Origin of the sequence: Treponema sp. OMZ 798 (genome assembly GCF_024181385.1) — a bacterium.
GTDB lineage: Bacteria > Spirochaetota > Spirochaetia > Treponematales > Treponemataceae > Treponema_B.
The window spans coordinates 2,323,397-2,349,996 of the sequence record NZ_CP051305.1 but is presented as its reverse complement, the minus strand read 5'-3'; the positions used below and the strand labels follow the sequence as shown (position 1 = coordinate 2,349,996).

General features: G+C 37.7%; 26 protein-coding genes, 1 tRNA gene and 3 rRNA genes. 15 read left to right on the top strand and 15 right to left on the bottom strand.

Going from position 1 to position 26,600, the window contains the following annotated elements; all coding sequences use genetic code 11:
• Positions 1–9 precede the first annotated feature (9 nt).
• The 4 genes from E4O07_RS10860 (at position 10) to E4O07_RS10845 (ending at position 1,917) form a co-directional block, all read left to right on the top strand.
• On the top strand, positions 10–651 hold the full coding sequence (locus tag E4O07_RS10860; RefSeq protein WP_253685693.1) for a hypothetical protein: 642 nt from the start codon (positions 10–12) through the stop codon (positions 649–651).
• A gap of 119 nt (positions 652–770) precedes the next feature.
• Positions 771–1,058 (top strand): hypothetical protein, encoded by a 288-nt coding sequence (locus E4O07_RS10855; RefSeq protein ID WP_253685692.1) that lies wholly within the window; start codon positions 771–773, stop codon positions 1,056–1,058.
• Entirely contained in the window at positions 1,049–1,282 is a 234-nt protein-coding gene (locus tag E4O07_RS10850; RefSeq protein WP_253685690.1) for a hypothetical protein, read from the top strand. Before E4O07_RS10855 ends, E4O07_RS10850 begins: the two co-directional genes overlap by 10 nt.
• The gene (locus E4O07_RS10845; protein ID WP_253685688.1) at positions 1,282–1,917 is read left to right on the top strand and encodes a hypothetical protein; all 636 of its coding nucleotides are present in this window, start codon (positions 1,282–1,284) and stop codon (positions 1,915–1,917) included. The genes E4O07_RS10850 and E4O07_RS10845 overlap by 1 nt, the downstream gene beginning before the upstream one ends.
• Positions 1,918–1,989: 72 nt before the next feature.
• Here the strand turns inward: E4O07_RS10845 and E4O07_RS10840 are convergent, their stop codons facing one another.
• The 12 genes from E4O07_RS10840 to E4O07_RS10785 form a co-directional block, all read right to left on the bottom strand.
• A complete protein-coding gene (locus E4O07_RS10840) occupies positions 1,990–2,598 on the bottom strand; it encodes a hypothetical protein (RefSeq protein WP_253685686.1) in 609 nt (202 codons plus the stop codon).
• A gap of 237 nt (positions 2,599–2,835) precedes the next feature.
• Positions 2,836–4,110 (bottom strand): ATP-binding protein, encoded by a 1,275-nt coding sequence (locus E4O07_RS10835; protein WP_253685684.1) that lies wholly within the window; start codon positions 4,108–4,110, stop codon positions 2,836–2,838.
• Between the two features lie 156 nt (positions 4,111–4,266).
• Positions 4,267–4,617 carry a hypothetical protein gene (locus E4O07_RS10830; RefSeq protein ID WP_253685682.1) on the bottom strand — a complete coding sequence of 117 codons (351 nt, stop codon included), beginning with the start codon at positions 4,615–4,617 and terminating at the stop codon, positions 4,267–4,269.
• 37 nt (positions 4,618–4,654) lie between these two features.
• Positions 4,655–5,566: a DUF4261 domain-containing protein gene (locus E4O07_RS10825; RefSeq protein WP_253685680.1), complete on the bottom strand. Its 912-nt coding sequence runs from the start codon at positions 5,564–5,566 to the stop codon at positions 4,655–4,657.
• A 317-nt stretch (positions 5,567–5,883) separates the two neighbouring features.
• Complete coding sequence (locus tag E4O07_RS10820) at positions 5,884–6,336, bottom strand: DUF2004 domain-containing protein (protein ID WP_253685678.1); 453 nt, start codon at positions 6,334–6,336, stop codon at positions 5,884–5,886.
• Between the two features lie 903 nt (positions 6,337–7,239).
• Positions 7,240–7,770: a hypothetical protein gene (locus E4O07_RS10815; RefSeq protein WP_253685676.1), complete on the bottom strand. Its 531-nt coding sequence runs from the start codon at positions 7,768–7,770 to the stop codon at positions 7,240–7,242.
• 16 nt (positions 7,771–7,786) lie between these two features.
• Complete coding sequence (locus E4O07_RS10810) at positions 7,787–8,407, bottom strand: hypothetical protein (protein ID WP_253685674.1); 621 nt, start codon at positions 8,405–8,407, stop codon at positions 7,787–7,789.
• Positions 8,407–8,955 (bottom strand): hypothetical protein, encoded by a 549-nt coding sequence (locus E4O07_RS10805; RefSeq protein WP_253685672.1) that lies wholly within the window; start codon positions 8,953–8,955, stop codon positions 8,407–8,409. Before E4O07_RS10805 ends, E4O07_RS10810 begins: the two co-directional genes overlap by 1 nt.
• Before the next feature lie 61 nt (positions 8,956–9,016).
• Entirely contained in the window at positions 9,017–9,895 is an 879-nt protein-coding gene (locus tag E4O07_RS10800) for a hypothetical protein (RefSeq protein ID WP_253685670.1), read from the bottom strand.
• A complete protein-coding gene (locus tag E4O07_RS10795; RefSeq protein ID WP_253685668.1) occupies positions 9,896–10,549 on the bottom strand; it encodes an SMI1/KNR4 family protein in 654 nt (217 codons plus the stop codon).
• Between the two features lie 18 nt (positions 10,550–10,567).
• On the bottom strand, positions 10,568–11,137 hold the full coding sequence (locus E4O07_RS10790) for a hypothetical protein (protein WP_253685666.1): 570 nt from the start codon (positions 11,135–11,137) through the stop codon (positions 10,568–10,570).
• A gap of 50 nt (positions 11,138–11,187) precedes the next feature.
• Complete coding sequence (locus E4O07_RS10785) at positions 11,188–11,715, bottom strand: hypothetical protein (RefSeq protein WP_253685664.1); 528 nt, start codon at positions 11,713–11,715, stop codon at positions 11,188–11,190.
• Positions 11,716–12,060: 345 nt separating this feature from the next.
• Between E4O07_RS10785 and E4O07_RS10780 the strand changes: the two genes are divergently transcribed.
• The 7 genes from E4O07_RS10780 to E4O07_RS10750 all read left to right on the top strand — a co-directional run bounded on the left by E4O07_RS10780 (position 12,061) and on the right by E4O07_RS10750 (position 17,588).
• On the top strand, positions 12,061–13,044 hold the full coding sequence (locus tag E4O07_RS10780; protein ID WP_253685662.1) for a hypothetical protein: 984 nt from the start codon (positions 12,061–12,063) through the stop codon (positions 13,042–13,044).
• Positions 13,045–13,067: 23 nt separating this feature from the next.
• The gene (locus tag E4O07_RS10775; protein ID WP_371921976.1) at positions 13,068–13,757 is read left to right on the top strand and encodes a DUF6966 domain-containing protein; all 690 of its coding nucleotides are present in this window, start codon (positions 13,068–13,070) and stop codon (positions 13,755–13,757) included.
• 48 nt (positions 13,758–13,805) lie between these two features.
• Complete coding sequence (locus E4O07_RS10770) at positions 13,806–14,105, top strand: hypothetical protein (RefSeq protein WP_253685658.1); 300 nt, start codon at positions 13,806–13,808, stop codon at positions 14,103–14,105.
• A 156-nt stretch (positions 14,106–14,261) separates the two neighbouring features.
• On the top strand, positions 14,262–15,050 hold the full coding sequence (locus E4O07_RS10765) for an alpha/beta fold hydrolase (RefSeq protein ID WP_253685656.1): 789 nt from the start codon (positions 14,262–14,264) through the stop codon (positions 15,048–15,050).
• A gap of 178 nt (positions 15,051–15,228) precedes the next feature.
• A complete protein-coding gene (locus E4O07_RS10760; RefSeq protein WP_253685654.1) occupies positions 15,229–16,005 on the top strand; it encodes a hypothetical protein in 777 nt (258 codons plus the stop codon).
• Between the two features lie 41 nt (positions 16,006–16,046).
• Positions 16,047–16,553 (top strand): YfbM family protein, encoded by a 507-nt coding sequence (locus E4O07_RS10755; RefSeq protein ID WP_253685652.1) that lies wholly within the window; start codon positions 16,047–16,049, stop codon positions 16,551–16,553.
• A gap of 12 nt (positions 16,554–16,565) precedes the next feature.
• Positions 16,566–17,588 carry a hypothetical protein gene (locus tag E4O07_RS10750; RefSeq protein WP_253685650.1) on the top strand — a complete coding sequence of 341 codons (1,023 nt, stop codon included), beginning with the start codon at positions 16,566–16,568 and terminating at the stop codon, positions 17,586–17,588.
• A gap of 63 nt (positions 17,589–17,651) precedes the next feature.
• On the opposite strand, the gene gatB is transcribed toward E4O07_RS10750, so the two are convergent.
• From gatB to gatC, 3 genes are read right to left on the bottom strand one after another with little or no spacing between them, the layout of a single operon-like run.
• Positions 17,652–19,133: an Asp-tRNA(Asn)/Glu-tRNA(Gln) amidotransferase subunit GatB gene (gene gatB / locus E4O07_RS10745; RefSeq protein ID WP_253685648.1), complete on the bottom strand. Its 1,482-nt coding sequence runs from the start codon at positions 19,131–19,133 to the stop codon at positions 17,652–17,654.
• Positions 19,126–20,583: an Asp-tRNA(Asn)/Glu-tRNA(Gln) amidotransferase subunit GatA gene (gatA, locus tag E4O07_RS10740; protein WP_253685646.1), complete on the bottom strand. Its 1,458-nt coding sequence runs from the start codon at positions 20,581–20,583 to the stop codon at positions 19,126–19,128. Before gatA ends, gatB begins: the two co-directional genes overlap by 8 nt.
• 9 nt (positions 20,584–20,592) lie before the next feature.
• A complete protein-coding gene (gene gatC, locus E4O07_RS10735) occupies positions 20,593–20,904 on the bottom strand; it encodes an Asp-tRNA(Asn)/Glu-tRNA(Gln) amidotransferase subunit GatC (RefSeq protein ID WP_253685644.1) in 312 nt (103 codons plus the stop codon).
• A 588-nt stretch (positions 20,905–21,492) separates the two neighbouring features.
• On the opposite strand from gatC, the gene E4O07_RS10730 reads away from it, so the two are divergent.
• From E4O07_RS10730 to rrf, 4 genes are all read left to right on the top strand, one after another.
• Positions 21,493–23,037 (top strand): 16S ribosomal RNA (locus E4O07_RS10730).
• 122 nt (positions 23,038–23,159) lie between these two features.
• A tRNA-Ala gene (locus E4O07_RS10725) sits at positions 23,160–23,233 on the top strand.
• Between the two features lie 187 nt (positions 23,234–23,420).
• Positions 23,421–26,377: ribosomal RNA gene (locus E4O07_RS10720) — 23S ribosomal RNA — on the top strand.
• A gap of 106 nt (positions 26,378–26,483) precedes the next feature.
• Positions 26,484–26,595, top strand: a 5S ribosomal RNA gene (gene rrf, locus E4O07_RS10715).
• The 16S, 23S and 5S rRNA genes sit together here with 1 tRNA gene alongside, the layout of an rRNA operon.
• Positions 26,596–26,600 lie beyond the last annotated feature (5 nt).

The window sequence follows — 26,600 nt, the reverse complement described above, 5'->3', positions numbered from 1 at the left end:
AGGTAATAAATGACAACAAAAAAATTTGCTAAGTACATGGAAAAGCAATGCAAAGGGATAAACAACTTTTCATTGGAATCTCTTTTTGGAGAGTATATTGTACTAGTATCAGGAAAGAGAGTCGGTGTTCTTTATGAGGAAAAGTTATATGTTCTTTATGCTCCGACTTTTAAAAACCCGGAAACCGTATTACCTGGTTTTAAACCGGTAAATTTATTTGACTGGGGCTATTATCAATTTATTGAAATTGATAATCTTGAAGACAAAGATAAACTCGAAAAAATAATAAATTACATCTACCATGAATTATATTTTCTCAAAGAAGTTGTATTTGATATCGCATTTTTCTTTCAAAGTTATAGAGGCTATCCTGAAACAATATATAAGTTATATGAGGAACATCTTACATTTCTTAATTTTGCTTATGAAAAAAACTTAATAAAAGAAAATCCTTTCGACAGAGATGGCAGAATAATAAAACTCTTATATACGAATCTCGATTTAACGGAAGAAGGACACAAAGTTTTAAGGGGACTATATGATAAATGGCTTGCCTATACAGATAAAAACGATGCCGATTCTTTGAAACGAGCGCGAAATATAAAACAATTAGAAAAGTATTATCAAAAATTGATGGAAGAGTTTAATTAAAAGACAAAGTAATAAAAACGGCATGAGTGGATGTTATACAGTCATTGAATATAGAATAAAACAGAAAACATTTTACTGAAGTTTTTTGTGTAGTAAAAATAATTTTATGGAGGAAAACAATGATTTATATATTACAAAATAAAAAAATCCCGTGGAGATCGTATGGAGAAATATTATGGCAGGGAATCTACTACTTCGACAAAAAGAAACAGGAACACCGGATTTTGCGGACAGCTCCTTTTTGTCCTGAAATATACAGAAGCCAATATGACAGAGAAAGCCTTGTTATCACAGTAAAAGAACATGTAAAAAAACTGATAGAGAAAAACTTTTTACATTTAAATTTTGTAAAAGTATGCAAAGAAAAAATTGTCAAATTAAACTGGCAGAAAAATTTTTGCACTTAGATGTCTTAAAAGAAAAGTCTGAAAAAATGTCGGATAAAGACTGGAGTAAGTGGCATAAATTAAAGGGAGAAGCACAAAGATTAATTGAAGGAATAGATAGCTTAAAAGCCGGAGCTGCACAAAATAAACGAAAAGAAAAAATACAGTTTTTGCTAAATCAAGCACATGAAATATATCCGCTCAATTACGAAAAATGGATGTACGGCTTTTGGAGAGAAAATTAATGATAAACTATTGCAGCATATATGGAGACAGCGATGAGCAGAATCTGTATTTAGGTATGGACGATAAAATAAAAATAGATTATTGCGAAGCGTGTAAGATGGTATTAAACCGTGATGAAGCAATTTTACAAGCGGCAAAGATAGTTAAAATACGAAAAAAGAAATTTTTCTTTGATACTTTAGATGGTGTATTCATTGCAAGTCAGCGGTTTTATGATATATATCATACATACAATATGCAAGGAATTGAGCTTATTCCGTTTGAAAAATCGTGCGGGTACTATATTTGCAAATTTATGTATACTATGCACTTTGATGTTGAAAGGTCAAAGTCGATACGGATAGAGTATCAGGGCAAGGTTTCTTACGTCGTATTGAATAATGGGAATTGCAATGTTTGCAAAAGAAGTTTCGGACATCACTACCCGTGGCCGTACCGAATGACAGTTGAAGATGAGAAAAAATTACACCCAAATACATTTTATCGCAGCGATATTGAATTTGAGGAAAAGAATTTTCAGCACCCTCTTTTGTGGGCTTCAGACGGTATTATCCAAGCATTTACAAAAGAAAAATGCAGAATATTCTACAAAAATGTTGAAGGTAATTTTGGAAAAGGAGACTGCGGAAAATAAGATTATGAAAGTTGTTGTTTTGATTTTAATATTCTCCCGTTCAGCTACTAATCTATCTTTGTAAATTGTAATTTATGATTTTATACTGAATATTTTGTCGCAGAAAGCATTCCAACATATTTCATATTCTTCTTGAGATATCAACTTTAAATCCGACGGGCGGTAAACACCTCTTTTTTCTGCCTCTCTAACAAATCGCCAAATCCACTCATCCGTTTCGGTGATTACGGCACGAACTTTTTCCCATTTTTGTTTATATGCCAGATATAAGCGGGTATGTCCATCCAGTGAAACATAACGATCTTTTATCCGAATTACAGGAATGACAATATCTTCCGCTTTTTTAATAAAAGAGTTTACCGCCTGAAGTTTTTGACTGCTCACATAAAACTGTGAAGGTTGAACTAAATTCAACTCAAGGTCAAATTGTTCCTGTTGAGGAAGCTCTAAGATTGTTGTTCTATAAGAGTTTACAAACCGCGAAATGTGGGGAGCATGAAAACAAAATTCTTGAGCTAAGGATAAATATTTTCCGGAGTCTTTTCCTCGAATAACTGCACATTCCGAATCTATAATCTCAACTTCGTACGGTTCGCCGTCAATCTCATAAGCACCATGCTGAAACAATACGGTCTTTGAAAATCTTTTGTCATCGTATCTGTTTATGCGTTTTATATTCATCAATTTTTTCCTTTTAGGTTTTTGGAACAAGCAGTTCTTTTGATGCCATATCATACCACAATAATGATGGTCTATTCAACTGAAACTATTAACGTTATAAATTAGATATTTGAAAAATCATTAAAATTTTTTATCTCTAATTCATAGTCAACAGATGATTGAATCTTTCCAATTTGATCAGTTCAAGAATTTTTATTGATTCTAATTTTTTTGTGGAATCTGACTCATATCCTGTTATTAATTTTTCAAGCATCCTATAGGCACTATAAAAATACCATCCTCCCGCTTATATGCAAACTCACCTATTCCAATAATGATCATCAAAAAGGATGGTGCAGGCATTTTTGATGTATCAATTTTATTTGATAATGATTTTAAATTTTTTGCTGCATCTTCAATCAATTTTTGTCCTCCCAGTTTAATTTCTGCTAAACCATATCTTCCATTTTTGAGATGAATTACCGTATCACATTCCAAACCTGATTTATCCCTATAATGTAAAACATTACCTCCAATACTTTCTGCATATACTCGAAGGTCTCTTACACACAGTGTTTCAAATAACAGCCCCATTGTGTTTAAATCATTAGTCAAATCTTTTGGTCCAATTCCAAGAGAAGCGGATGCTATTGATGGGTCTACATAGTATCTCGTATCAGAAGTTCTGATTGATGTTTTTGATCTTAGATTAGGATTCCATGCAGGCATATCTTCGACTACGAAAATGTTTTTTAGTGCATTAATATAGGATGCAATGGTATCTTCATTCAAAGATTCTGTATCATTTGAAATCATATCATTCTTCAGCATAGTGTTGGCAATTTGTGTTCCTTGATTTCTTGCAAAAGACCTCATCAGTCTTTTTACTCTTTCCGAATTCTTGCTCACACCATCTGCTCTATTAATATCTGATTTGATAACTGCTTCATAGTAATCTTCAGCTTGTAGTAATGCTGCTTTTTCCTTCATTCCAATGGCATGGGGCCACCCGCCTCTGCAAATTAAAAAAGCCAAGCGGTCTATATCTAAATCATTTATTCCTTTTATGCTATCAGTATTGTTAAAAAGTTTGTGTAGGCTTACTGCTCCTGTTGAATCTTCTGATTCATATAAAGACATAGGCCTCATCATTAACCATGTAAAGCGGCCTGTTCCCGAATGAGTTATTTCTCTTGATTCTATTGGTACTGCCGAACCTGTAAGTATAAATTGACCTTCTTCGCCTCTTGTATCAATCTCATATCTTGTTGCATCCCATAGTTTTGGTGCTATCTGCCATTCATCAATAAGTCTTGGGGTGTCACCTTTTAGCAATCTTCCGGGATCTATTTCAGACATTTGAATATTTGTTTCCCTTTTGCTGGGTTCATCCATTCTTAATACACTACCTGCAACTTGCATTGCGGTTGTTGTTTTTCCACACCACTTAGGGCCTTCAATAACAACAGCTCCTTTTGCTTCAAGTTTGTCTTTTAACATACCGTCTACTATGCGGGCTCTATATTTTTTCATTAAGCTTTACCTCTACATATATTATGTCATTTTTTCGGCGTTTTGGCAATAATTATTTCCTGCTTTTGGCTATATTTTTTTCTGCTATTTAGCTAAAAATTTTTCATCGTTTTAGCAGTTGCATTGCATCTCATTCGGGTAAACTTATATCATGCCTCAACAATAATCTGTTTTAAAAAATGTTCCTTCCTTCCCCCAAATAATATTTTCTATCTCTTTTTTCGTTATGTTTTCCAATTTTTTATAAACCGGAGCTCCTCTAATGCAAACTCCAAAAAAATAAAATATTCCGCAAGCCGGACATTGCAAATAAAAGCAGACAGTAAAATGAAGCTCTTCATCTATAATTTTAAGCATATCTTTAAACTTACAGTCTCCTGCATAAATTTTCAGCTGTTTATTTTCAATCTTGCTTAACAGAAGTTCATAGATCGGCATAAAACTTTTATGAGGGTTTTCTTGTGCATTTTTAAAAGCTGTATCTATATCATCACACTCTTTGCACATTTTAATTCTCCTCTCTTCGTAATACTTAATTTCCTCACTACCGATTTCCGGAAGCGTATTCGCCTGTATTAATATCTATAACTTCTCTTATCGGCTGTATAAGAGAATCTTCATATTGAACCTCCCATTTTATATCGGGATTCATTTTGTCGCCTGTAAGACCTGCGATTGTATTCCCGTCTGCTATCGGATTATCATTATCGTAAATGTAGGATAAAACATTATATGCATGGTTTACAATATCATTCGGATTTAAGCCGTGAAAATGATATTGAATATCCGGTAAAAAGAGTGTACTCATGCCGAGCGAGTCAATCAGCATGTCATTTGTTCCTTGAATATTAAAAAAACGAATATTTACCGCATAATGAATAAAGCGTGTTTCTTCGGGTAAATTGCAGTTCAGAATCTCTTCCCTGGTCAGCATTTTTTTAGATGTTTCAAAAACGACTGCCTTGCAGGACGGATAAATGTTTACTAATGCTTCAACATAATGCACCAGCATTTCCGCTCTTTCTTTATAACCTAAACCGGCAGCCAACATATCCGTTGCCAATACTTGATATTTACATGTCTTCAGAATTTCTTCGCCGTTCGGACAATTCCATAATTGCTTTGCGGCAATATCATCCATAATCGGTTTTTCAATTTCAGAACAGTTCATAATGATAAGCTGAGGATGAGCATTCAGTTTTTCTTTTTCAAAGTACACGGAATATTTTTTTGGAGCAAAGCCTGCCATATTACTATCATAGCAAAAGCAATCCGTTTCGCCTAAATGCTTGGCCATAATTTTATGCATAAGCTTTTTTTCAGGCGCTTTACATTTTTCTTCCATAAGTAAATGAATCACAAAAACCATACCGGGAAGGTCGGCAATTTGACTCATGTCTTGTTTAAGAGTTTTATCGTTTTCGTTTAATTTTTTTCTTTCATAACTTGATGTCATACCTTTACCTCCAAAAAAATCTAATTTTGTTGATTTCGCTAACTCATCATATCATTAAATTTTTATACAGAAAACAAAGGCGGTTTTTTTTGAAACACAAAATCTATATTACTCTCTTAAGTTTTTTAGGATATATTCCATAGCGTTTTGAAAATAATCACTTTGGGACATAAAATCATCTCCACAATTTCTATTTTATGTTCTTGATAAGAAATAATTGCATTATCATCACATAGGCTAAGCGGAATTGATGTTTCAGCAATATAAAGACATTTTTTACTCATAATTTGTGTTTTGGATAATTATTTTCCCTATCCTCAGCTTTCCCATGCAATGTCGATTATTTTCGCATCTTTGCCGAACTTCACGCATAGTATCTCGTCGCTTAAATCCGGATTAATCATAAAATCCATTGTGATGTGCGGAGTATTATTTATCCACAAACCCAGATTCGTTATGCTCATTTGATTTGCAAAATCAGTTGTATCGCTTGGTAAGTCATCTAAGTCCAACTCTTCGATATGAAAGTCAATATAGTGCCTGTCATTGTTTAAGTATTCGATAATAGCACGGCGGCCTTCCTTGATTTTCTCGTCTAAATCTACAAGAAATTGTGCATAGCTATCCAGCAAAACATCCGGCACTTCTCCGCTATTACTATACCACAGCCAAACTTGAATTCCATTAATTTCTTTCTCCCAAATTACCGATACATCGTCATCGGTTTCAAGGTTTAAAATACCGAAATACTTATGTTGAATTTCTTTCATGTTCTTTCCTCCATGTATTAGTTAGTAAAACATATCGACAAATAAATGTCAATAGTTAGTGTTTTCTTCTCGTAATTCCATCAGTTATTATTTTGTTCATAAATTCTCCTTAATTTATTGGTTGTTAGTAAAATTAACTTAATAAGATAGGATTTATATCACATAACCATTATTAAACGATGATACATAATTCCTATACCTACTAAAATAAGAAAAATTTCAATAGTAGGCACAATCCATTTTTCTCTTTTTAGATATTTTAGCTCCGACATTTCCTTTATTACAAAGCGATCAGGATTATTCTTTTGATAATATATGCTTATTGGTACTTCGCCTTTCTTATAATTTTTTCTTAGAAAACTAGTATAGTATTGCTCTTATCGTTCAAGAATACTTGCATTTCTTTCTCTTTCGCTGAAACCTTAATACCTTTCCAAACGCAAACAAATCCCCAAATGACAATACAAAGTGATGCGAAATATTCTTCCCAAAACTAAGTAAATTTTCTATAATCACTATCACTCCGAATGCGCATTCTTAAAGTATGTGCCTTCATCTCCCCAAAGCATATTAGTAAGTTCTTTTTCCGATATTTTCTCCATTTTTTTATAAATAGGAACACCCCTAATGCAATTACCAAAGAAATAGAACACTTTGCACTCTATACATTGCAAGTAAAAACAGACTGTATAATGCCGTTCCTCGCCTATTATCTTTAAGATTTCGCGAAACTTGCAGTCGCCTGCATAAACTTCTAAATACTCTTCTTCGAGTTTTTCAAGAGAAATTCATATAGAGGCATAAAACTCTTATGCGGATCTGCCTTTGCATTAATAAAAGCTTTATCTATATCATCACAATACTTACACATAATCTTCTTCACATAATTATTACCATAAATTGCTATTCTATCAGCCTCTTCATTTCTTCTTTATACTCCTCGTCCAAGAGAAATAAATCCAGAAAGTCAGAAAAACGTCCAAACTCTTCAATCTCTCTAAAATATACCTCATGATCCGTGGTATATACCTTTGGATTGCTAAAATCATTATCGCTTAAACATATAAAGTAATAATTGGGATAGGAGTTGGAGTCACCTATGATTAAAAACTCTAATTCACTGCAAGGAATGACAGAACTTACATAATCTTTATCAATAAAAGTGGAGTATTCATCGTAACTGGCAGTCCCCTTTGTGAAAGGAGTAAAAATCTCGGTTTTGTATTGTATTCTTGGGTATGGAATTTCCTCTTCCGGTATTATTCCCTCCTCCTTTATTCTATGGAGTAAATCATCTTCTAAGTAATCGCTAAAATCTTTCATAAGAAAACTTTTAGTGAAGCTAATGCTTCTCATATTGCTCAGCAAGTTCCCAGTTTCGAAGGCACATTTGCCACCCAATTTAGCGATTCTCTCACTTATTATTTTGTTCATAAATTCTCCTTATAACTTATTCTCTCGGTACATTAAATTTATAAATATCATCTTCATTGTTGCACTTAGCCATGTTCTCATTCACAGCTTCCTCGTTCTTTCTGAACACAAAAGCATAGCCGTAGTTTTTACTTTCCCTCTCAGTCTTCTCTATTTTTTCCAAGCCTATAAGATCAAACTCATACCTGCCTGTGGGTATATCAAAACATAAACGATAATTATAAGGCTCAATAATTTCCTCAGGGCCGGTTTTAATATATTCCGTGCGCTCAATAATATGCTTTTTAATATTTTCAAAATCATAGTTCAAATCATCGAAGCATGAAAAGCAAATTTTATTTAATTCTCCAACTTCCAAATAAAGTTTTTCAAATCTGCACACTTCTTTAAATCCTTCGGGGATGACAGTTTCTTCATTTATTGAAGCGAATATATGATATTCAAAAGCATTGATACGGTAAAAAGGAATCAGTTTAGCCTTTTCTACAAGTTCCTGAAAAAGATCGAAATTCTTCTGTAGGTAGCTTAAAAGCTTTTTCGCCTTGCATTTTTTTAAAGTTAAATATTCCGAAAGTAAATCGGTAGGAATAATCGCCATTCCATAACCGTCTGTTGTTAATTCTCCGATATAGTTCATTACATGTGTTCCTTTCTTTCTTTAATAAAATCAATCACATCCGACCAGCCGCCGTTTATTGCCTCATATCCCCAGCGTTTATCCGTCAATGATTCAAGGTCGTCAATACTTTTATGCAAAGCCTCGGACATTTCTTTTCTTCTATCTGAGGGAATAGAGTTTAAATATGCATCGCGTATTTTGAATCTGACATTTTGAAGAAAATTGACCGTATCGACATAGACAGCCGAATCTTCAAAGACCGTATTTTCAGGAAAACATTTTATAACGTTTTCAAAGGCGGTTTTCATATCGGATAATTTTAATGCCGCCAATGTGTCCGGTACATAACGGATAAGCTGCGGGTAATTGCAGATAAATTCCCACCAACCGTCGCCCTTCCAATTTCCTATGATGTTAACGGCAATATGAAAAAGAAATAAATCCTCATCGGTTTGATTTTTAATTTCTTCTACTCCTCCGATTTCCCATAGTTTATCCGATACTTCCGCAAAGAAGTCTTCCGTAAAATCTTTTTGATTTTTGATTAGTTCTTTCAGTGTAAGCATTTTATTCTCCTTATTATTTGTGCTGTTTTTATGCAGCATCTTTTAATTAGCTTTTTTTAAATTATAGTAAATCCGCACATACTGCATAAACCGTATCTTCAGAAAAAGCTATAGCATATAATGTATCTTCAATCACAATCATTTGTTGGTATGCTGTTATTTGAAAATTACCGAAATCTATTTTTTTAAATTCCATGCCGTTTTTTTTATTTAATAATATCGGTTTATTTTTTATATCGGCAAGTAAGATATAATTCTTATATTGTATGAAGTTTTCTGTTCCGCCTGTTTTATAACTATAAAGAAGACTGCCGTCATGCATATTCACCGCAAAAAACTTTCCGCCGTTTCCTGCCGTTCCAAAATACAATATACTTTTTTCTTCTTTCACTTCAGTATAAAGATATGAACCTAATTTCAGTTTCCATACTATTTCTTTTGATTTTATGTTTCTGCATGCCATTATAGATTTTGAGAACATATATATTTCGTATTCGCCGAAATGATATGTTTTACTGTCATTATATATTTTATCAATAGGTTCAGGTGATTCTTCGAGTTCAATAAGATTAGTATCGGATATTTCTATCAGCTTTGCTATGGAAGGCGCAAAGCCTTTATATTTTTTAGTATTCAATAAGAATTTATCACTTTCAATATAACAGGCCGCATCCGTTTTACTAAAAATTCCTTCTTGATGATATATAAGATGTGTCTTGCTATGTTTGGTAAAATCTTTTGAAAAAATATCAAGCAAGATATAACTTTGTAAACACTTTTCTTCATTATTTTTCTCTTCATCAACATGACGGAAAGCACAATGAACAACCGCTATTTTATCTTTTAGCGGATATATTCCGATTATACCATGGTTTACAAACTGTGTATTTTCCAATATTAACGGATATGCTTTTAACATAAGTTTACCTGTTTTTATCATTTATTTCCCAATTGTTCTTAACCATAATTTTGCATTTGCACATTCGCTGTCAATCGGGCCGGTTTTATTATTGGTAAAAGCCTCCCACTGCCAGCATTCACCTCCAACGCAGCCGAGTTTTGTCCACTCTTCCAAAAGCTCTATAAAAGAATGAGCCATTACATATCCATGCATCTCATCTCCATCATGGCTTAAATAAACAATATTTCCATAACTTTCTTTTTCCAGATCAATTGCAAGCAAATCCCCGTTACCCACTTCATAAAAGCTGAGTTTATTATGATAGATTCTATCATACGGATTATCGTAATCGGGATAGCAAATTTTAATCCAATCCTTTCTTGACTCTTCAAAAGCTGGAAGGAGTTTTAAGCCGAAGTGCAGATTGCCTGAAAAAGCATTGCTCAACTCTTCAGGTAGTTTTAAAATTTCTTTTTCTTCATCATAAATATTCCAATAAAATTCTAAATGAGAAGAAAATTCGAGCAGCACCTTTTTAAAATCTTTAGGCAGGCTGCATCCTAATTTTTTTTCAAGCTCTGAAATTTCTTTTTCGGCTGCAGGTTTTTCAATGATTAATTCTGTTGTATAACCGCCGAGCTCTTCAACTCTTTGTTTATACCATTTCAGCCGCGATACAATTTGATCATACATATAATTTTTCCTTTTCTTTTATCCCCTATCAATTTTATATTTCGCAACATCAAAACCCATCTTCTTTAAATTGCTGATTTGTTTTTGCCTGTGTTCCTCGGTTCCGCCTCCGATTAAAACGTCGCTGTAAATTTCACTTTCGGGCCAATCATCATAATAATTGTTTAGGAACTGCGGGATTTTTTCGTACATGGGTTGAATGATTGAAATAAGGCCCTGTTTAAGACATTCAATATACGTTTTTTTATCAAGGATTTCCGTATGCCCGTATCGGTCAAATGAATTGAGGCGGCTGAGAGCTCCCTCAATATCCCAAGGTGTGAACACAACCAAATGCTCAGGGCAGGCCCAGCGCTCAATATCCGTTTTATCGGGCGAGGGAAAAAGTTTTTCCCAAAAGCCTCTTTTTACCGCATAACTGCCGGTAGAAATATACAGCCGGTACGGAGTGTTTTCAAATACTTTTTCAGATAATTCGCCGGTGATGGGCTCAAATATTCCGTATACATCGCAATTTAATAGACGGGCATAATAGGATTTTTCACCTGCCTCTATTTCGTAAATTGCACCTATTTCATATCGTGCCATTTTCTACCTCCATAAAAACTTTTTGCAAGGATTAGCAAATCCTATAAAAACTACTCTTCTCCGAATGTTCGAGCAAAGAGTTTTTTCATTTCTTTTGCATATTTAACGGCTCCCGGAATCCTCAGTCTTTTATAATAATCGGGTAGAATTTCAGGATGATTTTTTAATATCTCGAATTCAGCCATATACATTGCTAAACATGATTTTGTATATTTGCCAACCGAACGGACTTTTGATTTTTCATCTTCACCAAGTTCTTCTCCCGGAGGAAATTCGCCGTCAGGATATTCTTCCGGTGTGCCCTCGCTGTACTTCCAAAATTCTTTTGTCCAAAGAATAATATCGCTTTTATTTTCTTCGATTAAATGCAAATACCACTCAGTCAATTCTTTTTCCGTAGATAATTTGCAAGTAAAACCCTTCAATAAAAATTGGCGTTGTTTTAACCGGTCATGTAATCGGGAAATTTCAATATCCCTGATTTTTTCTTCAATTCTTGCCGGATTTGTAAGCCTAATCAATTCCGAATAGATTTCGCTTTCTAAAAATTCTTTTAAAGTATTTATTTCTTTTGCCATGTAAAAAGCCCTTTTAACAAATTATACCACTTTTAGCAGATTTTTTCTATTGTGTAAAAATGATTGTTTTTATGTTTTTCAATAGTATAGAAAAATACTGAAAAATCATGTATAATTTAAAGGATAGGCAGGTTTTCAAAAGCAGGATGAAGAACAAAATAATAATTAACGATAAAATATTTATTTTCAATGAGCATGACGGTTGTTATGAAGGCTGCTGTAAAATTTGGGGCATTTAGCCTTTATGACAGTGGATGAAAAATATAATATCAAAAATGACAGTATAAACGGATAAAATATAAATGAATAGGCTGAACTGAAAAATAGAATATAGGAAAACCGGATATGAACGAAATTTATGCAATTAGCGATTTATCGGAATTGGAAGCTTTTTTAAATTCTCAAACCTCTATTGAAAAACTGCGCGAAAAACTTTTTGCAGAGTTTTTAAAATATGCGGATTATAAAAGCGTATCCGAGTGGAACAAGGCGGTGCGTCTTTGTGAATGTCTTGCGGTAATCGGCTGGGGAAATCACGAACCTGTGGAAGCGTTCAGAGGAATATTTTTTAACGGTAATCCCCGCACCTTTTTTTGCAACAGATTCGGAGAACTGCGTTTTGTCGAGGCTGTATGGTCAAAAAGAAAGGCCGGCTTTACTATGGAGCAGAGCAGAACTTCCTATTATCCCGGTCCCGACTGCGAAGACAAGAAACAACCTGTGTATTGGGATTACCCCGTAACCGAAAAGATAGAAGACATAAAAATTGAAAGTCAACGCAATTGGATTCCCAAAAATCCTATTTGGATTGTGCGTACGATATCCAACTGTTATGAAAATTCAAAACCGGTTATAGAAAGTATTAAGGAAAAACTTCAGGACGAATTGAACAAAAAGATGCGTCCCGAAAAATACGGCAAAGCCGTAAATTGTATTTTCTTGAATTGTTCTTTCAGTTATTATGATAATGCTCATTGTAAAACAAATTATATTATCGATGAAACCGGCCGCAAATTATCAAATCAAGAAGCGGCGAAAGAATTACAAAAATTATACACAAAAAAAGAAATTTCCGAAAACGGATATTACTTGCGTCCTCGATTTCAATACGGCCCGTTTAAAACAGACACAGGCAAGATAAATGCAGACATACATTTTGAAAAAGAATTCGGTCAATTAACACATCAACAGCAAAAAGAAAAACTGGCAGAGTATTTTTTAGTTGCTCTTAAAACCATTGCAGAAAAACAAAAAAAGAAAATACCCGGTTATGATTTCAATTTAATGATTGCCGATTTTACCGAAATAATAAATAAATGGAAAGCTTAAAAGGAGCATCAGTAAAAAGAACAATGTCAAAGTTACAGGATAAAAAAGATTATAAGAAAGAAAATGACAGATATTATATTTGTGCATTGCAATCCTTAAAACAATTATTTACCAAAACATCCTGCGCTTGGAAAAAATGGATTGAAACCGATATTGAAGAATACCTAAGCACAGGCAGTGTTCAACATCATCTTATGGCTTATGGAGGAATGGGCAGCATAAATGATATTTGGATTTGCAAGGTAAATAATCATACTATAAACGATGACGCTGAACCGTGGGCAAATGAGTTGATGGAATGTCTTAAATGCCTTTCTTACGGAATTGCACACATGATAAAGGCAGGCAAAAAAATAAATATTGAAAAAATATTTGCGGAAAGCCGTACACCTAAAATCTTAACAAGTATTCAATGTAAGTCTTGCGGCTTTTCGGAAATACGCAAAAAAGAAACGGATTCTTATTTGGCTTCACTTCTTTTACCCAAAATGGCAGAAGAAGCTTTTTTACAAAACAGAACGGAAGAATTAATTTCCGCCTGCCTCGTACCGGATATTCCGAACTTGCTTGAAGAAAGAGAGCGGATTATAAAGCTTGCAGAACAAAGCGGAGTCGGTTTTTCGGTATATAAAAATTTTTGCTGCAAAAAATGCGGCGGCGATACGATAATTAGATATTGGAAATTGGACGGTAATATTTTTAAACCGTATTAAGGTCAGAAAAGAATGGTTTGATAGATACGGGCATAGTGAGGTGTAAATATGATACTGATTCAAGGTTTAGGACTTCTTTATGTTATGATAATTTATATAGGCGGAATGTCTTTAATATCGAAATTGCCCTTTATCGGCTCGCAAAGCAGTAAGGTGCAAATAATTGTGATATTGATAAGCCATATAATTCTTTCAACTATAAATTATTTTCTTTCTCGGTTTTTAAACCGCAGCGAAGTAAAGCACAGTGTAGGCAACTTACGCTTGGAAAAGTTTATTTTCTTTTTAAGCCTTATATTTTTATTCATAATATCTATTATGATATACGGAGAATTTTTTAAGGGGTAAAAGACAGTTATAATGAATTAAACATAAAGTAGACAAATTTCAAAAATTATAAATTTTGAAGAGAAAGAACAATGGTAATACCAATTGAAGCCGTAATATGGTATAATATTGATTAATATATGCAAACAAAATTTGAATTTATAGGAGTATTGAAATATGATATTTCATGAATTTGGCAATAAAAATTTTCCTCATATATTATTGATACACGGTGGAGGTAATTCCTGGTGGAATTATTTTCGGCAAGCTCGTATATTATCAGACGAATTCCATGTAATTTTACCAACACTTGATGGTCATGGAGAAGAATATCAAAAAAATTATATTTCAACTGAAAATTCCGCACAGCAAATCATGGCTTATATAAAAAATAATTGTGATGGAAAATTGTTTGCCTTAGGCGGTGTTTCTCTGGGTGGTCAAATTGCAATTGAGTTATTATCATTAGATAGTGATATAGCTCAGAAAGCGATAATAGATGGGAGTATTTGTATTCCTCAGCCAAAATTAGCGCGAATTAGTACAATTATTGTAAAACTATTTGGGAAACTGATGTTTAGTAAATCGGCCTGTAAAATTCAATTAAGTTTAATGAAAAAAATGTATCCCAATATGGCCTATCCGGAAGAAATAGAAAACTATTATATGGAGGATATGCCAAGGATTACCATTAAAACATTAGTGACTATGTACCAAACATATATGGGCGGGTATAGACTTAAATGTGCTATTACAGAAAGCAAAGCACAGGTTTTATATATTTATGGTGAAAAAGAAATGAGCTGTGTTAAAGAATCTGCTAAACTGTTTCAAAAAATGCATCCTAATTGTACCATCTATGAAGCTAAAGGTTATAATCATGGATATCTATCAGCTTATCTACCTTTAGAGTGGGTGGAACTGGTTAATCCATTTTTGAAAACTAATGTTCAATTTAAAAACTAAATTAAACTACAAAGCTGTCTAACAAATCCCGATTTGCCGAAGCAGCACAATTTTTATATCAGGGCAGTAATTATAAGAATGAATATTTAGGCTTTACTCACTAACAAAATATGCGGAATGTGATATAATGAAATAAACATAAGGCAGGCAAATTTATAAATTTTGAGGTGAAAGAACAATGAGAATACCGATTGAAGTAGTAAGCGGCATTATTTTGATTAATGTATCTGTAAACGGAATTAACGGTTATATGGCATTTGATACAGGGGCTATGAAGACATGTCTTAATAAATTTCATTTTCCGGATTTTGTAGGAAAAGATATTGAAGTTGCCAAGTTCGATAATGAAATGAAGACTGCTTCTGCGGTAGAAAGTATATGTGATATTAGATGTCATGAATGGGTTGCACCCAAGACCTCAGTTTTGTTATTAGATATGGATTATGTTGAAAAACCGCTTAGAAATATTAAGCCGGATCTTTGTTTCCTTGGAACAATAGGAATTGATCTTATAAGAGAACACACTGTACTACTTGACTATGCTAATTTGCAGATTGGATTAGACGAAGATGCTCCGGAGGGATTGGAGTATTTTGAAATGAAAACGGGAGTATTGCCGGTGATTGATGTTAATGTCTTAGATAATGTATATCAGTTCGTATTGGATACGGGAGCAAACACTTGTCTTCTTGATAAATCTTTTGGAATAGATAGTTTAAAAGTAATAGATGAAGTAAACGGAATAGTTCAGATAAAGGTAACTGCACTTGGTAGTGAATATAGTGATGTTACCGCTGTTATGCATAATATTGACGATATTAAGCTCAAAGTACCGGTATCCGGTGTAATCGGATACCAAGTGTTAAAAAACCGCCTAAGCTTTTTTGATTTTAAAAACGAAAAGATTGGGATCAAATTTCATAAGAAACAAGAAGAATGTGATATAATGAAATAATCAGCTTAAACAAATTTAAAACTTACGGGAGGTATAAGAAAATGGGAATGATAGCAAACTATCAATATTTAAGTGATGAGAATTTAAAACAGCTCAAATCTTTTAATGCGGAAGAAGATGAAATCTTTGAGAATGTAGAAGAGTGGAATGAAGAAGCAAAACTGCTGCTGGATATAGATAAGATGTGGGATGCACTTCATTTTGTGCTTACTGGTATCGATAGCAGCAAACCGATAGAAAATGACCCTCTTAGTGAAGCTGTTGTAGGCGTATCTCCTATTGATGGCATAGAAGATTTTATAGCTTACACCGAAAAGTCAAGAATTAAAGACATCATTTCAGCTCTCGATAATTTTGATATAGAAAAAGCTATGAATAATTTCAGTATGAAAGAATGCAAAAAAGCGGATTTATATCCGAACATTTGGGATTATGAAGAAGAAGCTGATGAAATAAAAGAGGAATTAACCGACTGTTTTCAAAATATGAAAGAATTTTACAAGCAAGTGCTCGAAGCTGACGGCAATGTATTGGTTACCATTTATTAACCAGGTTTGAACATGGGAAGACTTTTGCATATCGGACTAATGGCATTTTTAGGTATCTCATTTATTTTTTGCACCTGTTTTTTATATCGCAATTTAAAAAACACCCTTGGTAATGGAAAAAGATTAATTGATGAGCCGGTAAACGAAAATACAAAAACCGGTAAATTGGGATTAGGCGAAATTCTTGTATATGGTTTAATGTTTATAATAGCAATTCTTTTTGTTGTACAAATTATCTACAAAGGATCCAGATTTCCTTCAGCAACAGCCGTTTTAACAAGAACGGTAATTCTTGTGCCGATTATGGCCTTTTTTAATGCAAGAAAACGCACCGGAAAATCGTTGGTTGTGCTTTTTGCCTCTTTATTGTTTTTAGTCTTTTGCACAATAGCATATATCGCTATCGGCTTACCGGTAAAAGCTCCGGTTTTTACCTTAAATAATACCGAAATCAAATTAGGGTATACTGCAATAAAAGAACTTATGAATGACGGTTTTGACATTTATACGGAAAAGGGACATGTAACGGCTTTAGACATAATGAAATTCCCCCATTCAAACGAATTTGAAAAATATTCAGGCTCACCGGATATATCCGTTGCAGAAGGTTATCATCGGCGGCCTATGAAACCGGTACCTTATTCAAAAGCCGTTTTAGTAAAAAATAATGCAATTATTGCCCGGCTTATATTTTACGGAAGCATGAAAAAGGAAACCCCGCTTAAAGATTGCAGCATCATTTATTTTTGGATGAAAAAGGATGACATTTCAAGAGCAAAAGATAATAAAATATCTATAAAATTAAACGGGGTCGATATGCTTTCTGTGCTTAAAACCGATACCATGAAAAAAACATTCGGGCGCAAGATATTAAGACCTCATCAAATAGAAGCAGATAAACATTATCTAATTTCGTGGCACAGTAACAGCAATCACTTATTTTATAATTCCTATACTGCAAGTATCGATATGGACGATAATTATTTGATGACAGGTATTGAACTTGAATGCCAAATCGCAAGAGAAGCGGATTAATAAAAAAGCCCGCACTTCTTAACACTTTTTAAGAAGCGAGGGCTTATTGTATCGGTTTTAAGTTCACTGTGCTAGTCTTTTGTTTACAAGTTCGGCAGCTTGTTTAGGGTTAGCCTTGCCGCCGGATTTTTTCATAACCTGTCCCATAAGCCAGCCTGCAACATTGGTCTTTCCGTTTTTCCAGTCTTGGACGGCTTCGGTGTTTTCAGCAAAAACTTCTTCTACGATTTTTTCGATAAAGGAAGAGTCGCTCACCTGTTCCATGCCTTTTTCGGCGATTATGGCAGACGGTTTTTTACCGAGAGCTATCATCTCGGCAAAAACATCCTTTGCCTGCTTGCTTGTTATTTTTCCTTCTTCAATAACATTTACAAGCTCTGCTATAGCACAGGGTCCGAATTTTAAATCGGAGAGAGAAGAGTTTGTTTCGTTTAAAACAGCCAAAACTTCAGCCAAAATCCAGTTGGCGCATTTTTTGGGAGAAGAAGATTTTTTTGCCGCCTCTTCAAACCATTCCGCCAAATCTCTTTCCGAGGTAAGAGTTTGAACATCGAATTCCGACAAGTGATATTCTTTTTTAAACCGAAGCCGTTTTGCTTCCGGTAATTCTCCGACCGAATCGCTCACCTCTTTGATAAACTCATCGCTCAATTCCAGAGCTCTTAAATCCGGTTCGGGCATAAAGCGGTAGTCTTCGGCTATTGTTTTTGTACGCTGAATTACAGTCTGCCCTGAAGGTTCGTCCCAGCCCATGGTTCGTTTAAAGCCCGGCTTAAAAGCAATTCGGTTCTCGCTCGTGTATTCATCCAATTGGCGGGAAACCTCATAGGTGCAGGCATCCTTTACAGCCTTAAAGGAGTTCATATTTTTTATTTCCGAAATAGGAGTTCTAAACTCTACGCCGTTGTCGATGATTTTTAAGTTTATGTTTGCATCGCAGCGCAGGGCTCCTTCTTCCATGTTTCCGTCAGTAACGCCGACGAATTTTAAAATCTCCCTGATTGTCTGCATGTAGCGGGCAGCCTCATCGGGAGTTGACATATCGGGCTTTGAAACAATTTCGATTAGTGGAACTCCTGATCGGTTAAAATCGATGTAGCTGTGTGAACCTTCTATATGAAGACTCTTACCGACATCTTCCTCCAAGTGGATGCGCTCGATTCTCACTTTCTTAAATTTAGGCTCCTCATTTTGAGCGGCGAGGTTAATTTCGACTTCGCCTTCTTCGCATAGAGGCGTGTAAAATTGAGTTATCTGATAGCCCTTTACAAGGTCGGGATAAAAATAATGTTTTCTGTCGAATTTGGAAAAATTATTTATCCTGCAGCCGAGGGCGCATCCTGCCTTAATTCCGAACTCTACATATTCCTTGCTTACTCTGGGGAGGGCTCCCGGAAGTCCGAGACAGGAGGGGCAAACCCGCGTATTCGGAATGCCGCCGTAACGGTTTTCGCAAGAACAAAAAGCCTTTGTTTTGGTTAAAAGTTGGCAGTGTATTTCGCAGCCGATAATTATTTCGTATTCTAAATTGCCGTGTTTAAGCATGATCTTCCTCCCAGGCCTTTGCAAGTTTTAAGATGTTCTCTTCCGAAAATTTCTTTCCGCAAAACTGAATGCCTACCGGAAGTCCTGCCTTTGTTTTTCCTGCCGGAACCGAAAGGGACGGAATGCGGGCAAGGTTTACAAAGGTTGTAAAAAGGTCCGAAAGGTACATAGCGATAGGATCATCTACTTTTTCGTTAAGTTTAAAGGCCGGAGCCGGAGCTGTCGGACAGATTATAAAGTCATATTTTTGTAAAACTTCATTTACGCCTTGAGCTATTTTTGCCCTTACGTTTAAGCTTTTTTCGTAACAGTCGCCTGAAAATTCTTTTGAAAGAACATAGTTGCCGGTTATAATGCGTCTTTTAACCTCAGGGCCGAAACCTTCGCTTCTTGTTTGAATATAAAGCTCGTCATTTCCCTTACCGGCATCTTTTCGGAGGCCGAACCTTATGCCGTCTATGCGCGAGAGATTGCTCGCTCCCTCCGAGATTGCAAGAGTATAATAAGTAGGAATTGAGGCTTCCAAAACAGGAATGGAAACTTCTTCAAGTTTTGCCCCGTTCTTGGTAAGCCATGCACATACCTCATCAAAGACTTGTTTGACTTCCTTATCCAAGCCTTCCGTATTTAAAAATTCCTTGGGGATTGCAAATTTTAATGAGGCGATTTCTTTTTTTGAATAAGAAGAAAGTTTTAATAATGAAGAAAAATCGGCTTCTTCCGAAGTCTCGTCATTTTCGTCCTTGCCTGCCATGACGGCTATGCCGAGGGCTATATCGGCGGCTTCTTTTCCGAAAAGGCCTACTTGGTCTAAGGAAGAGCTGAAGGCTACTACCCCGTACCTGCTGAAAAGTCCGTATGTCGGTTTAAGGCCGTAAATTCCGCAGTATGAAGCCGGAAGACGAACCGAGCCTCCCGTTTCCGTTCCGAGAGAAAAAGGTGCCTGATTTCCTGCAACTACGGCAGCCGAGCCTCCCGAACTTCCGCCCGGAGTTCTTTCCCTGTCAACGGGATTTCTTGATGGGCCGTAACATGAAAATTCGGTTGAAGAACCCATGGCGAGTTCATCCATATTTATTCTCCCCATCAAAACGGCTCCGGCCTCCACCAATCGGTTTATTACGGTCGCATTATATGGAGCATAGTAGCCTTGCAATGAGCGGCTGCAGCAGGTGCAGAGCTTTCCCGCCATTGAGATATTGTCCTTTACCGCAATGGGCAGGCCTAAAAGAGGCTTTTCATCAAAGGAAACGCCTTGAGCAATAAGCTCATCCGCCTTTTTTGCATGTTCTTCTGCATCTTCAAAAAATTCGATAAACCCGTTTAAAGGAAGGGGGCTTTTTAGATCATCTTCGTATTCTGCTTTAAAAGCTCTAAGAATTTCGAGGGACGACAGTTCTTTATTCTTTAATTTTTCCCTTAATTGTGTAAAAGTTAAATTCGTTATCATAAACAACTCCTAAGCTCCCGACCCCAAAACCTTTGGAACCCTAAAATAATTGTCCATATATTCCGAGGTCATCTTTTTTAAGTCCTTTTGAGCAAGACCTTCTTTTACTTCATCGGAGCGTAAGGTTGATTCATCGTGTTTTGCATACATTGACGAATCCAAGTTACTGTCGGCAAATTTATCCAAAATTTCAAAATAACCTACCAAGTTATTTACCTGTCCGGCTAAGCGGTTTTCTTCTTCTTTTCCCAAAGAAAGACGGGAAAGATACAAAAGAGTCGAAAACACCTCTTTTGATATTTTATTGCTTTTCTTTTCCATAAGTAGGCGGTATGATATCACAAATGCAAAAGGATGTTAAGTAGGGCCAAAGGGGCGGCTGTATCGATAAACAGTAGAAAAATAAGCTTTGCGATAATAAATTTACCCGCAGAAAATCTATAAAAACCTTATAAAAAGTACTTGACAAAAGTTACGGAATGGGCTATATTCGCTCTCACCGTCGGTTACGGCGGTGAGCTTAGAAAACTGTAGAAAATACTAGAAAAGTTTTGAAGGTCTTACTCTTTGAATGAAGGTAAGGCTCTTTATTTTTGCAAGGTAAGAAACTTGCAGAAAGGTTAAAAAAAGTTAAAAAAACTTTTAAAAAGCTCTTGACAAAAAGTGAGAAAATAATGTATACTCCTTTTTGCTCGCTAAACAACTTTCACAAGTTGCCGGCGAATGATATTTGAAACTAAGAGGGAAGGGAAAGAACAAAAATAGCCAAAGCGTAAAGCTTTTGGTAAGGAAAGTATCAAAAATAACCGGTAAAGGCTAGCTGATTAGCTTTTACCAAATTCCTTAACATGTTAAGGACAAACTTACGTTAAGAAATCAACCGCTCTTTAAGGGCGGATTGAAATAATAATGATGGAGAGTTTGATCCTGGCTCAGAACGAACGCTGGCGGCGCGTCTTAAGCATGCAAGTCGAACGGTAAGGGAGAGCTTGCTCTCCCCTAGAGTGGCGGACTGGTGAGTAACGCGTGGGTGACCTGCCCTGAAGATGGGGATAGCTAGTAGAAATATTAGATAATACCGAATGTGCTCATTTACATAAAGGTAAATGAGGAAAGGAGCTACGGCTCCGCTTCAGGATGGGCCCGCGTCCCATTAGCTAGTTGGTGAGGTAAAGGCCCACCAAGGCAACGATGGGTATCCGGCCTGAGAGGGTGAACGGACACATTGGGACTGAGATACGGCCCAAACTCCTACGGGAGGCAGCAGCTAAGAATCTTCCGCAATGGACGAAAGTCTGACGGAGCGACGCCGTGTGAATGAAGAAGGCCGAAAGGTTGTAAAATTCTTTTGCAGATGAAGAATAAACACAGGAGGGAATGCCTGTGAGATGACGGTAGTCATGCGAATAAGCCCCGGCTAATTACGTGCCAGCAGCCGCGGTAACACGTAAGGGGCGAGCGTTGTTCGGAATTATTGGGCGTAAAGGGTATGTAGGCGGTTAGGTAAGCCCGGTGTGAAATCTACGAGCTCAACTCGTAAACTGCATTGGGTACTGCTTGACTTGAATCACGGAGGGGAAACCGGAATTCCAAGTGTAGGGGTGGAATCTGTAGATATTTGGAAGAACACCGGTGGCGAAGGCGGGTTTCTGGCCGATGATTGACGCTGATATACGAAGGTGCGGGGAGCAAACAGGATTAGATACCCTGGTAGTCCGCACAGTAAACGATGTACACTAGGTGTCGGGGCAAGAGCTTCGGTGCCGGCGCAAACGCATTAAGTGTACCGCCTGGGAAGTATGCCCGCAAGGGTGAAACTCAAAGGAATTGACGGGGGCCCACACAAGCGGTGGAGCATGTGGTTTAATTCGATGATACGCGAGAAACCTTACCTGGGTTTGACATCAAGAGCAATGACATAGAGATATGGCAGCGTAGCAATACGGCTCTTGACAGGTGCTGCATGGCTGTCGTCAGCTCGTGCCGTGAGGTGTTGGGTTAAGTCCCGCAACGAGCGCAACCCCTACTGCCAGTTACTAACAGGTAAAGCTGAGGACTCTGGCGGAACTGCCGATGACAAATCGGAGGAAGGTGGGGATGACGTCAAGTCATCATGGCCCTTACGTCCAGGGCTACACACGTGCTACAATGGTTGCTACAAATCGAAGCGACACCGCGAGGTCAAGCAAAACGCAAAAAAGCAATCGTAGTCCGGATTGAAGTCTGAAACTCGACTTCATGAAGTTGGAATCGCTAGTAATCGCACATCAGCACGGTGCGGTGAATACGTTCCTGGGCCTTGTACACACCGCCCGTCACACCATCCGAGTCGAGGGTACCCGAAGTCGCTAGTCTAACCCGTAAGGGAGGACGGTGCCGAAGGTACGTTTGGTAAGGAGGGTGAAGTCGTAACAAGGTAGCCGTACCGGAAGGTGCGGCTGGATCACCTCCTTTCTATGAGAAAGGGTATTTGAAGGTTGTTTTTAACCTTCTATCAGTCTTGAAGTACACAAGACAATTTGATACTTCCTTTTCGTTCTTTCCTGAAACTCTTTTTTATATAAATAAGCAACTGAGGGGATATAGCTCAGCTGGCTAGAGCGGCGGCTTTGCAAGCCGTAGGTCAGGGGTTCGAATCCCCTTATCTCCATAAAATACCTTGTTTAACGACAAGGTTTTTATTCGCCCAATCATCAAGAAAAGGCGAACAGATATTTGACATAACTAGGGAAGGGAACGAAGGCGTTTAAAAGTTTTAAGACTTTTAGGCGTAAAAGAAAAATAAAAAAATACAAAACTTCTTTTTGAAAAGAGTAAGAAAGAAGGGACAATAATATGGTCAAGCGAATATAGGTTTATGGCGAATGCCTATGGAGCTAAGAGGCGAAGAAGGCCGTGGTAAGCTGCGAAAAGTTCCGTGTAGGAGCACACATCCTGTGATACGGAAATAGCCGAATGGGGTAACCCGTCAGTAGTGATACTGACATTACACTCTTGAATAAAATAGAGAGGTAAAGCGATACTGAGTGAACTGAACCATCTAAGTAACTCAAGGAAAAGAAATCAAGTAAGAGATTCCGAAAGTAGCGGCGAGCGAAATTGGAGGAGCCTAAACCCTTTTGAGGGAGTTGTAGGGCTGCATCGGCGTAGGACCGACAAGTTACAAATTCGATTTATAGCAGAAAGGTTTTGGGAAAGCCTGGCGAAGAGGGTGAAACCCCCGTAAGCGAAATAAATCGGACTTGTTGATGCAGTACCTGAGTACGGCGGGGCACGAGAAACCCTGTCGGAAACCGGGTCGACCACGATCCAAGGCTAAATACTACTTAGCTACCGATAGTGAACAAGTACCGTGAGGGAAAGGTGAAAAGAACCCCAGTAAGGGGAGTGAAATAGAACCTGAAACCGTAAACCAACAAGATGTTACAGCCCTTTAAGGGTGGTAGCGTGCCTTTTGTAGAATGAGCCTGCGAGTTACGATATGCAGCGAGGTTAAGGAATAGAAGTTCCGGAGCCTAAGGGAAACCGAGTCTTAATAGGGCGAATAGTTGCATGTCGTAGACCCGAAGCCGGAGTGATCTAGTCATGAGCAGGTTGAAGCAGCGGTAAAACGCTGTGGAGGACCGAACTATAATCTGTTAAAAAAGGTATGGATGACTTGTGACTAGGAGTGAAAGGCTAATCAAACCCGGAAATAGCTGGTTCTCCCCGAAATGCCTTTAGGGACAGCCTCATACAAAATTATCGGAGGTAAAGCACTAGTTGGACTAGGGGGCGTCAAAGCCTACCAAACCCAGTTAAACTCTGAATGCCGATAATCAACGTATGGGAGTGAGACTGCGTGCGCTAAGGTTCGTAGTCAAAAGGGAAACAGCCCAGACCGTCAGCTAAGGTCCCCAAATACTGCTTGAGTGTGAAATGAAGTGTGGATACAAAGACAGCCAGGAGGTTGGCTTAGAAGCAGCAATTCCTTTAAAGAGTGCGTAACAGCTCACTGGTCGAGTGTCCATGCGCAGATAATGTAACGGGGCTAAGCAGTATACCGAAGCTACGGGTCTTACGCGATTAATGCGTAAGGCGGTAGGGGAGCATTCCATTAACTGAAGAAGGAATACCCGCGAGGGATTCTGGAGGAGATGGAAGAGAGAATGCAGGTATAAGTAACGAAAAGGGAGGTGAGATCCCTCCCCGCCGAAAATCTAAGGTTTCCTGGGTAAAGGTAATCTCCCCAGGGTAAGTCGGCCCCTAAGGCGAGGACGAAGGTCGTAGTCGATGGGAAATCGGTTCATATTCCGATACCTTTTATAATTTCGATGGCAGGACGCATGAGGTGAAACCCGGCCGGCTAACGGATGCCGGTCAAAGTAAGCGAGCCGTTAAAAAGGATGATAGGCAAATCCGTCGTCCAAGGTAAGCTGCGACAGCGAGGGACACTACGGTGGAACGAAGCGGGCGTAATCAAGGTGCCGGGAAATACTGTCTAAGGCTAGGTTATAAAAGACCGTACCGTAAACCGACACAGGTAGATGGGATGAGAAATCTAAGGCGCTCGAGAGAACTCGCGTTAAGGAATTCGGCAAAATGCACACGTAACTTCGGAAAAAGTGTGACCTCCTTTTATAAAAAGTGGAGGTGGCAGAAAGCAGGCCCAGGCGACTGTTTATCAAAAACACAGCCATCTGCGAACCAGCAATGGGACGTATAGGTGGTGACACCTGCCCGGTGCCGGAAGGTTAAGAGGAGAGGTTAGCAGCAATGTGAAGCTTTGAATTGAAGCCCCGGTAAACGGCGGCCGTAACTATAACGGTCCTAAGGTAGCGAAATTCCTTGTCGGGTAAGTTCCGACCCGCACGAATGGTGTAACGATTCTGGGCACTGTCTCAACGCGAGACTCGGTGAAATTTATATACCGGTAAAGAAGCCGGTTACCCATAGTTAGACGGAAAGACCCCGTGAACCTTCACCGCAACTTATTATTGGGACTTGGTTTATCATGTGTAGAATAGGTGGGAGGCTATGAAGCTTGACCGTTAGGTTGGGTGGAGCCGAAATGTGAAATACCACCCTTGATAAATCAGGTTTCTAACCGCTGTCCGTGAAACCGGAAGCGGGACAGTGATAGGCAGGCGGTTTGACTGGGGCGGTCGCCTCCTAAAGAGTAACGGAGGTGCGCGAAGGTCTCCTCACGCCGGTTGGAAATCGGCGCAGCGAGTGTAAAGGCACAAGGAGGCTTAACTGCGAGAGTGACAGCTCAAGCAGATACGAAAGTAGGTCTTAATGATCTGGCGGTAGCGAGTGGAAGCGCCGTCACTTAACGGATAAAAGGTACTCCGGGGATAACAGGCTGATATTCCCCAAGAGTTCACATCGACGGGAATGTTTGGCACCTCGATGTCGGCTCATCGCATCCTGGGGCTGAAGCAGGTCCCAAGGGTTTGGCTGTTCGCCAATTAAAGCGGTACGTGAGCTGGGTTCAGAACGTCGCGAGACAGTTCGGTCCCTATCTGCTATGGGCGTTGGATACGTGAGAGGAGCTGTTTTTAGTACGAGAGGACCGAAATGGACGAACCTCTGGTGTACCGGTTATCCTGCCAAGGGTAATTGCCGGGTAGCTAAGTTCGGAAGGGATAACCGCTGAAGGCATCTAAGTGGGAAGCCCGCCTCAAGACTACGTATCCCTGAGGGTTTAACCCTCCTAAAGACTCCTTGCACACTACAAGGTTGATAGGTTGGAGGTCTAAGCACAGTAATGTGTTAAGCCGACCAATACTAATAAGTCGTGAGGCTTGACCATATTATTGTTTCTTTTTTCATTAATGAGATATGATTTTCTTCTTCGTTCTCATCTTTAGTACACTTAAAACTATTAATGTTTTAAGTCCTTATTTTGTTTATTATTGCCAGGTGGCCATAGTGGAGAGGTAATACCCGTTCCCATCCCGAACACGGAAGTCAAGCTCTCTTACGCCGATGATACTGCTGATCAAGTGGGAAAGTAGGATGCTGCCTGGCTTTTT

Coding starts and splice junctions, on each gene's coding strand:
- gatB (WP_253685648.1), bottom strand. CDS start 19,133: ATGCTTAAACACGGCAATTTAGAATACGAAATAATTATCGGCTGCGAA.
- E4O07_RS10860 (WP_253685693.1), top strand. CDS start 10: ATGACAACAAAAAAATTTGCTAAGTACATGGAAAAGCAATGCAAAGGG.
- E4O07_RS10760 (WP_253685654.1), top strand. CDS start 15,229: ATGAGAATACCGATTGAAGTAGTAAGCGGCATTATTTTGATTAATGTA.
- E4O07_RS10810 (WP_253685674.1), bottom strand. CDS start 8,407: ATGAACTATATCGGAGAATTAACAACAGACGGTTATGGAATGGCGATT.
- E4O07_RS10855 (WP_253685692.1), top strand. CDS start 771: ATGATTTATATATTACAAAATAAAAAAATCCCGTGGAGATCGTATGGA.
- E4O07_RS10845 (WP_253685688.1), top strand. CDS start 1,282: ATGATAAACTATTGCAGCATATATGGAGACAGCGATGAGCAGAATCTG.
- E4O07_RS10830 (WP_253685682.1), bottom strand. CDS start 4,617: ATGTGCAAAGAGTGTGATGATATAGATACAGCTTTTAAAAATGCACAA.
- E4O07_RS10820 (WP_253685678.1), bottom strand. CDS start 6,336: ATGAAAGAAATTCAACATAAGTATTTCGGTATTTTAAACCTTGAAACC.
- E4O07_RS10795 (WP_253685668.1), bottom strand. CDS start 10,549: ATGTATGATCAAATTGTATCGCGGCTGAAATGGTATAAACAAAGAGTT.
- gatA (WP_253685646.1), bottom strand. CDS start 20,583: ATGATAACGAATTTAACTTTTACACAATTAAGGGAAAAATTAAAGAAT.
- E4O07_RS10835 (WP_253685684.1), bottom strand. CDS start 4,110: ATGAAAAAATATAGAGCCCGCATAGTAGACGGTATGTTAAAAGACAAA.
- E4O07_RS10750 (WP_253685650.1), top strand. CDS start 16,566: ATGGGAAGACTTTTGCATATCGGACTAATGGCATTTTTAGGTATCTCA.
- E4O07_RS10780 (WP_253685662.1), top strand. CDS start 12,061: ATGAACGAAATTTATGCAATTAGCGATTTATCGGAATTGGAAGCTTTT.
- E4O07_RS10840 (WP_253685686.1), bottom strand. CDS start 2,598: ATGAATATAAAACGCATAAACAGATACGATGACAAAAGATTTTCAAAG.
- E4O07_RS10755 (WP_253685652.1), top strand. CDS start 16,047: ATGGGAATGATAGCAAACTATCAATATTTAAGTGATGAGAATTTAAAA.
- E4O07_RS10770 (WP_253685658.1), top strand. CDS start 13,806: ATGATACTGATTCAAGGTTTAGGACTTCTTTATGTTATGATAATTTAT.
- E4O07_RS10815 (WP_253685676.1), bottom strand. CDS start 7,770: ATGAACAAAATAATAAGTGAGAGAATCGCTAAATTGGGTGGCAAATGT.
- E4O07_RS10765 (WP_253685656.1), top strand. CDS start 14,262: ATGATATTTCATGAATTTGGCAATAAAAATTTTCCTCATATATTATTG.
- E4O07_RS10775 (WP_371921976.1), top strand. CDS start 13,068: ATGTCAAAGTTACAGGATAAAAAAGATTATAAGAAAGAAAATGACAGA.
- E4O07_RS10785 (WP_253685664.1), bottom strand. CDS start 11,715: ATGGCAAAAGAAATAAATACTTTAAAAGAATTTTTAGAAAGCGAAATC.
- E4O07_RS10790 (WP_253685666.1), bottom strand. CDS start 11,137: ATGGCACGATATGAAATAGGTGCAATTTACGAAATAGAGGCAGGTGAA.
- gatC (WP_253685644.1), bottom strand. CDS start 20,904: ATGGAAAAGAAAAGCAATAAAATATCAAAAGAGGTGTTTTCGACTCTT.
- E4O07_RS10825 (WP_253685680.1), bottom strand. CDS start 5,566: ATGACATCAAGTTATGAAAGAAAAAAATTAAACGAAAACGATAAAACT.
- E4O07_RS10805 (WP_253685672.1), bottom strand. CDS start 8,955: ATGCTTACACTGAAAGAACTAATCAAAAATCAAAAAGATTTTACGGAA.
- E4O07_RS10800 (WP_253685670.1), bottom strand. CDS start 9,895: ATGATAAAAACAGGTAAACTTATGTTAAAAGCATATCCGTTAATATTG.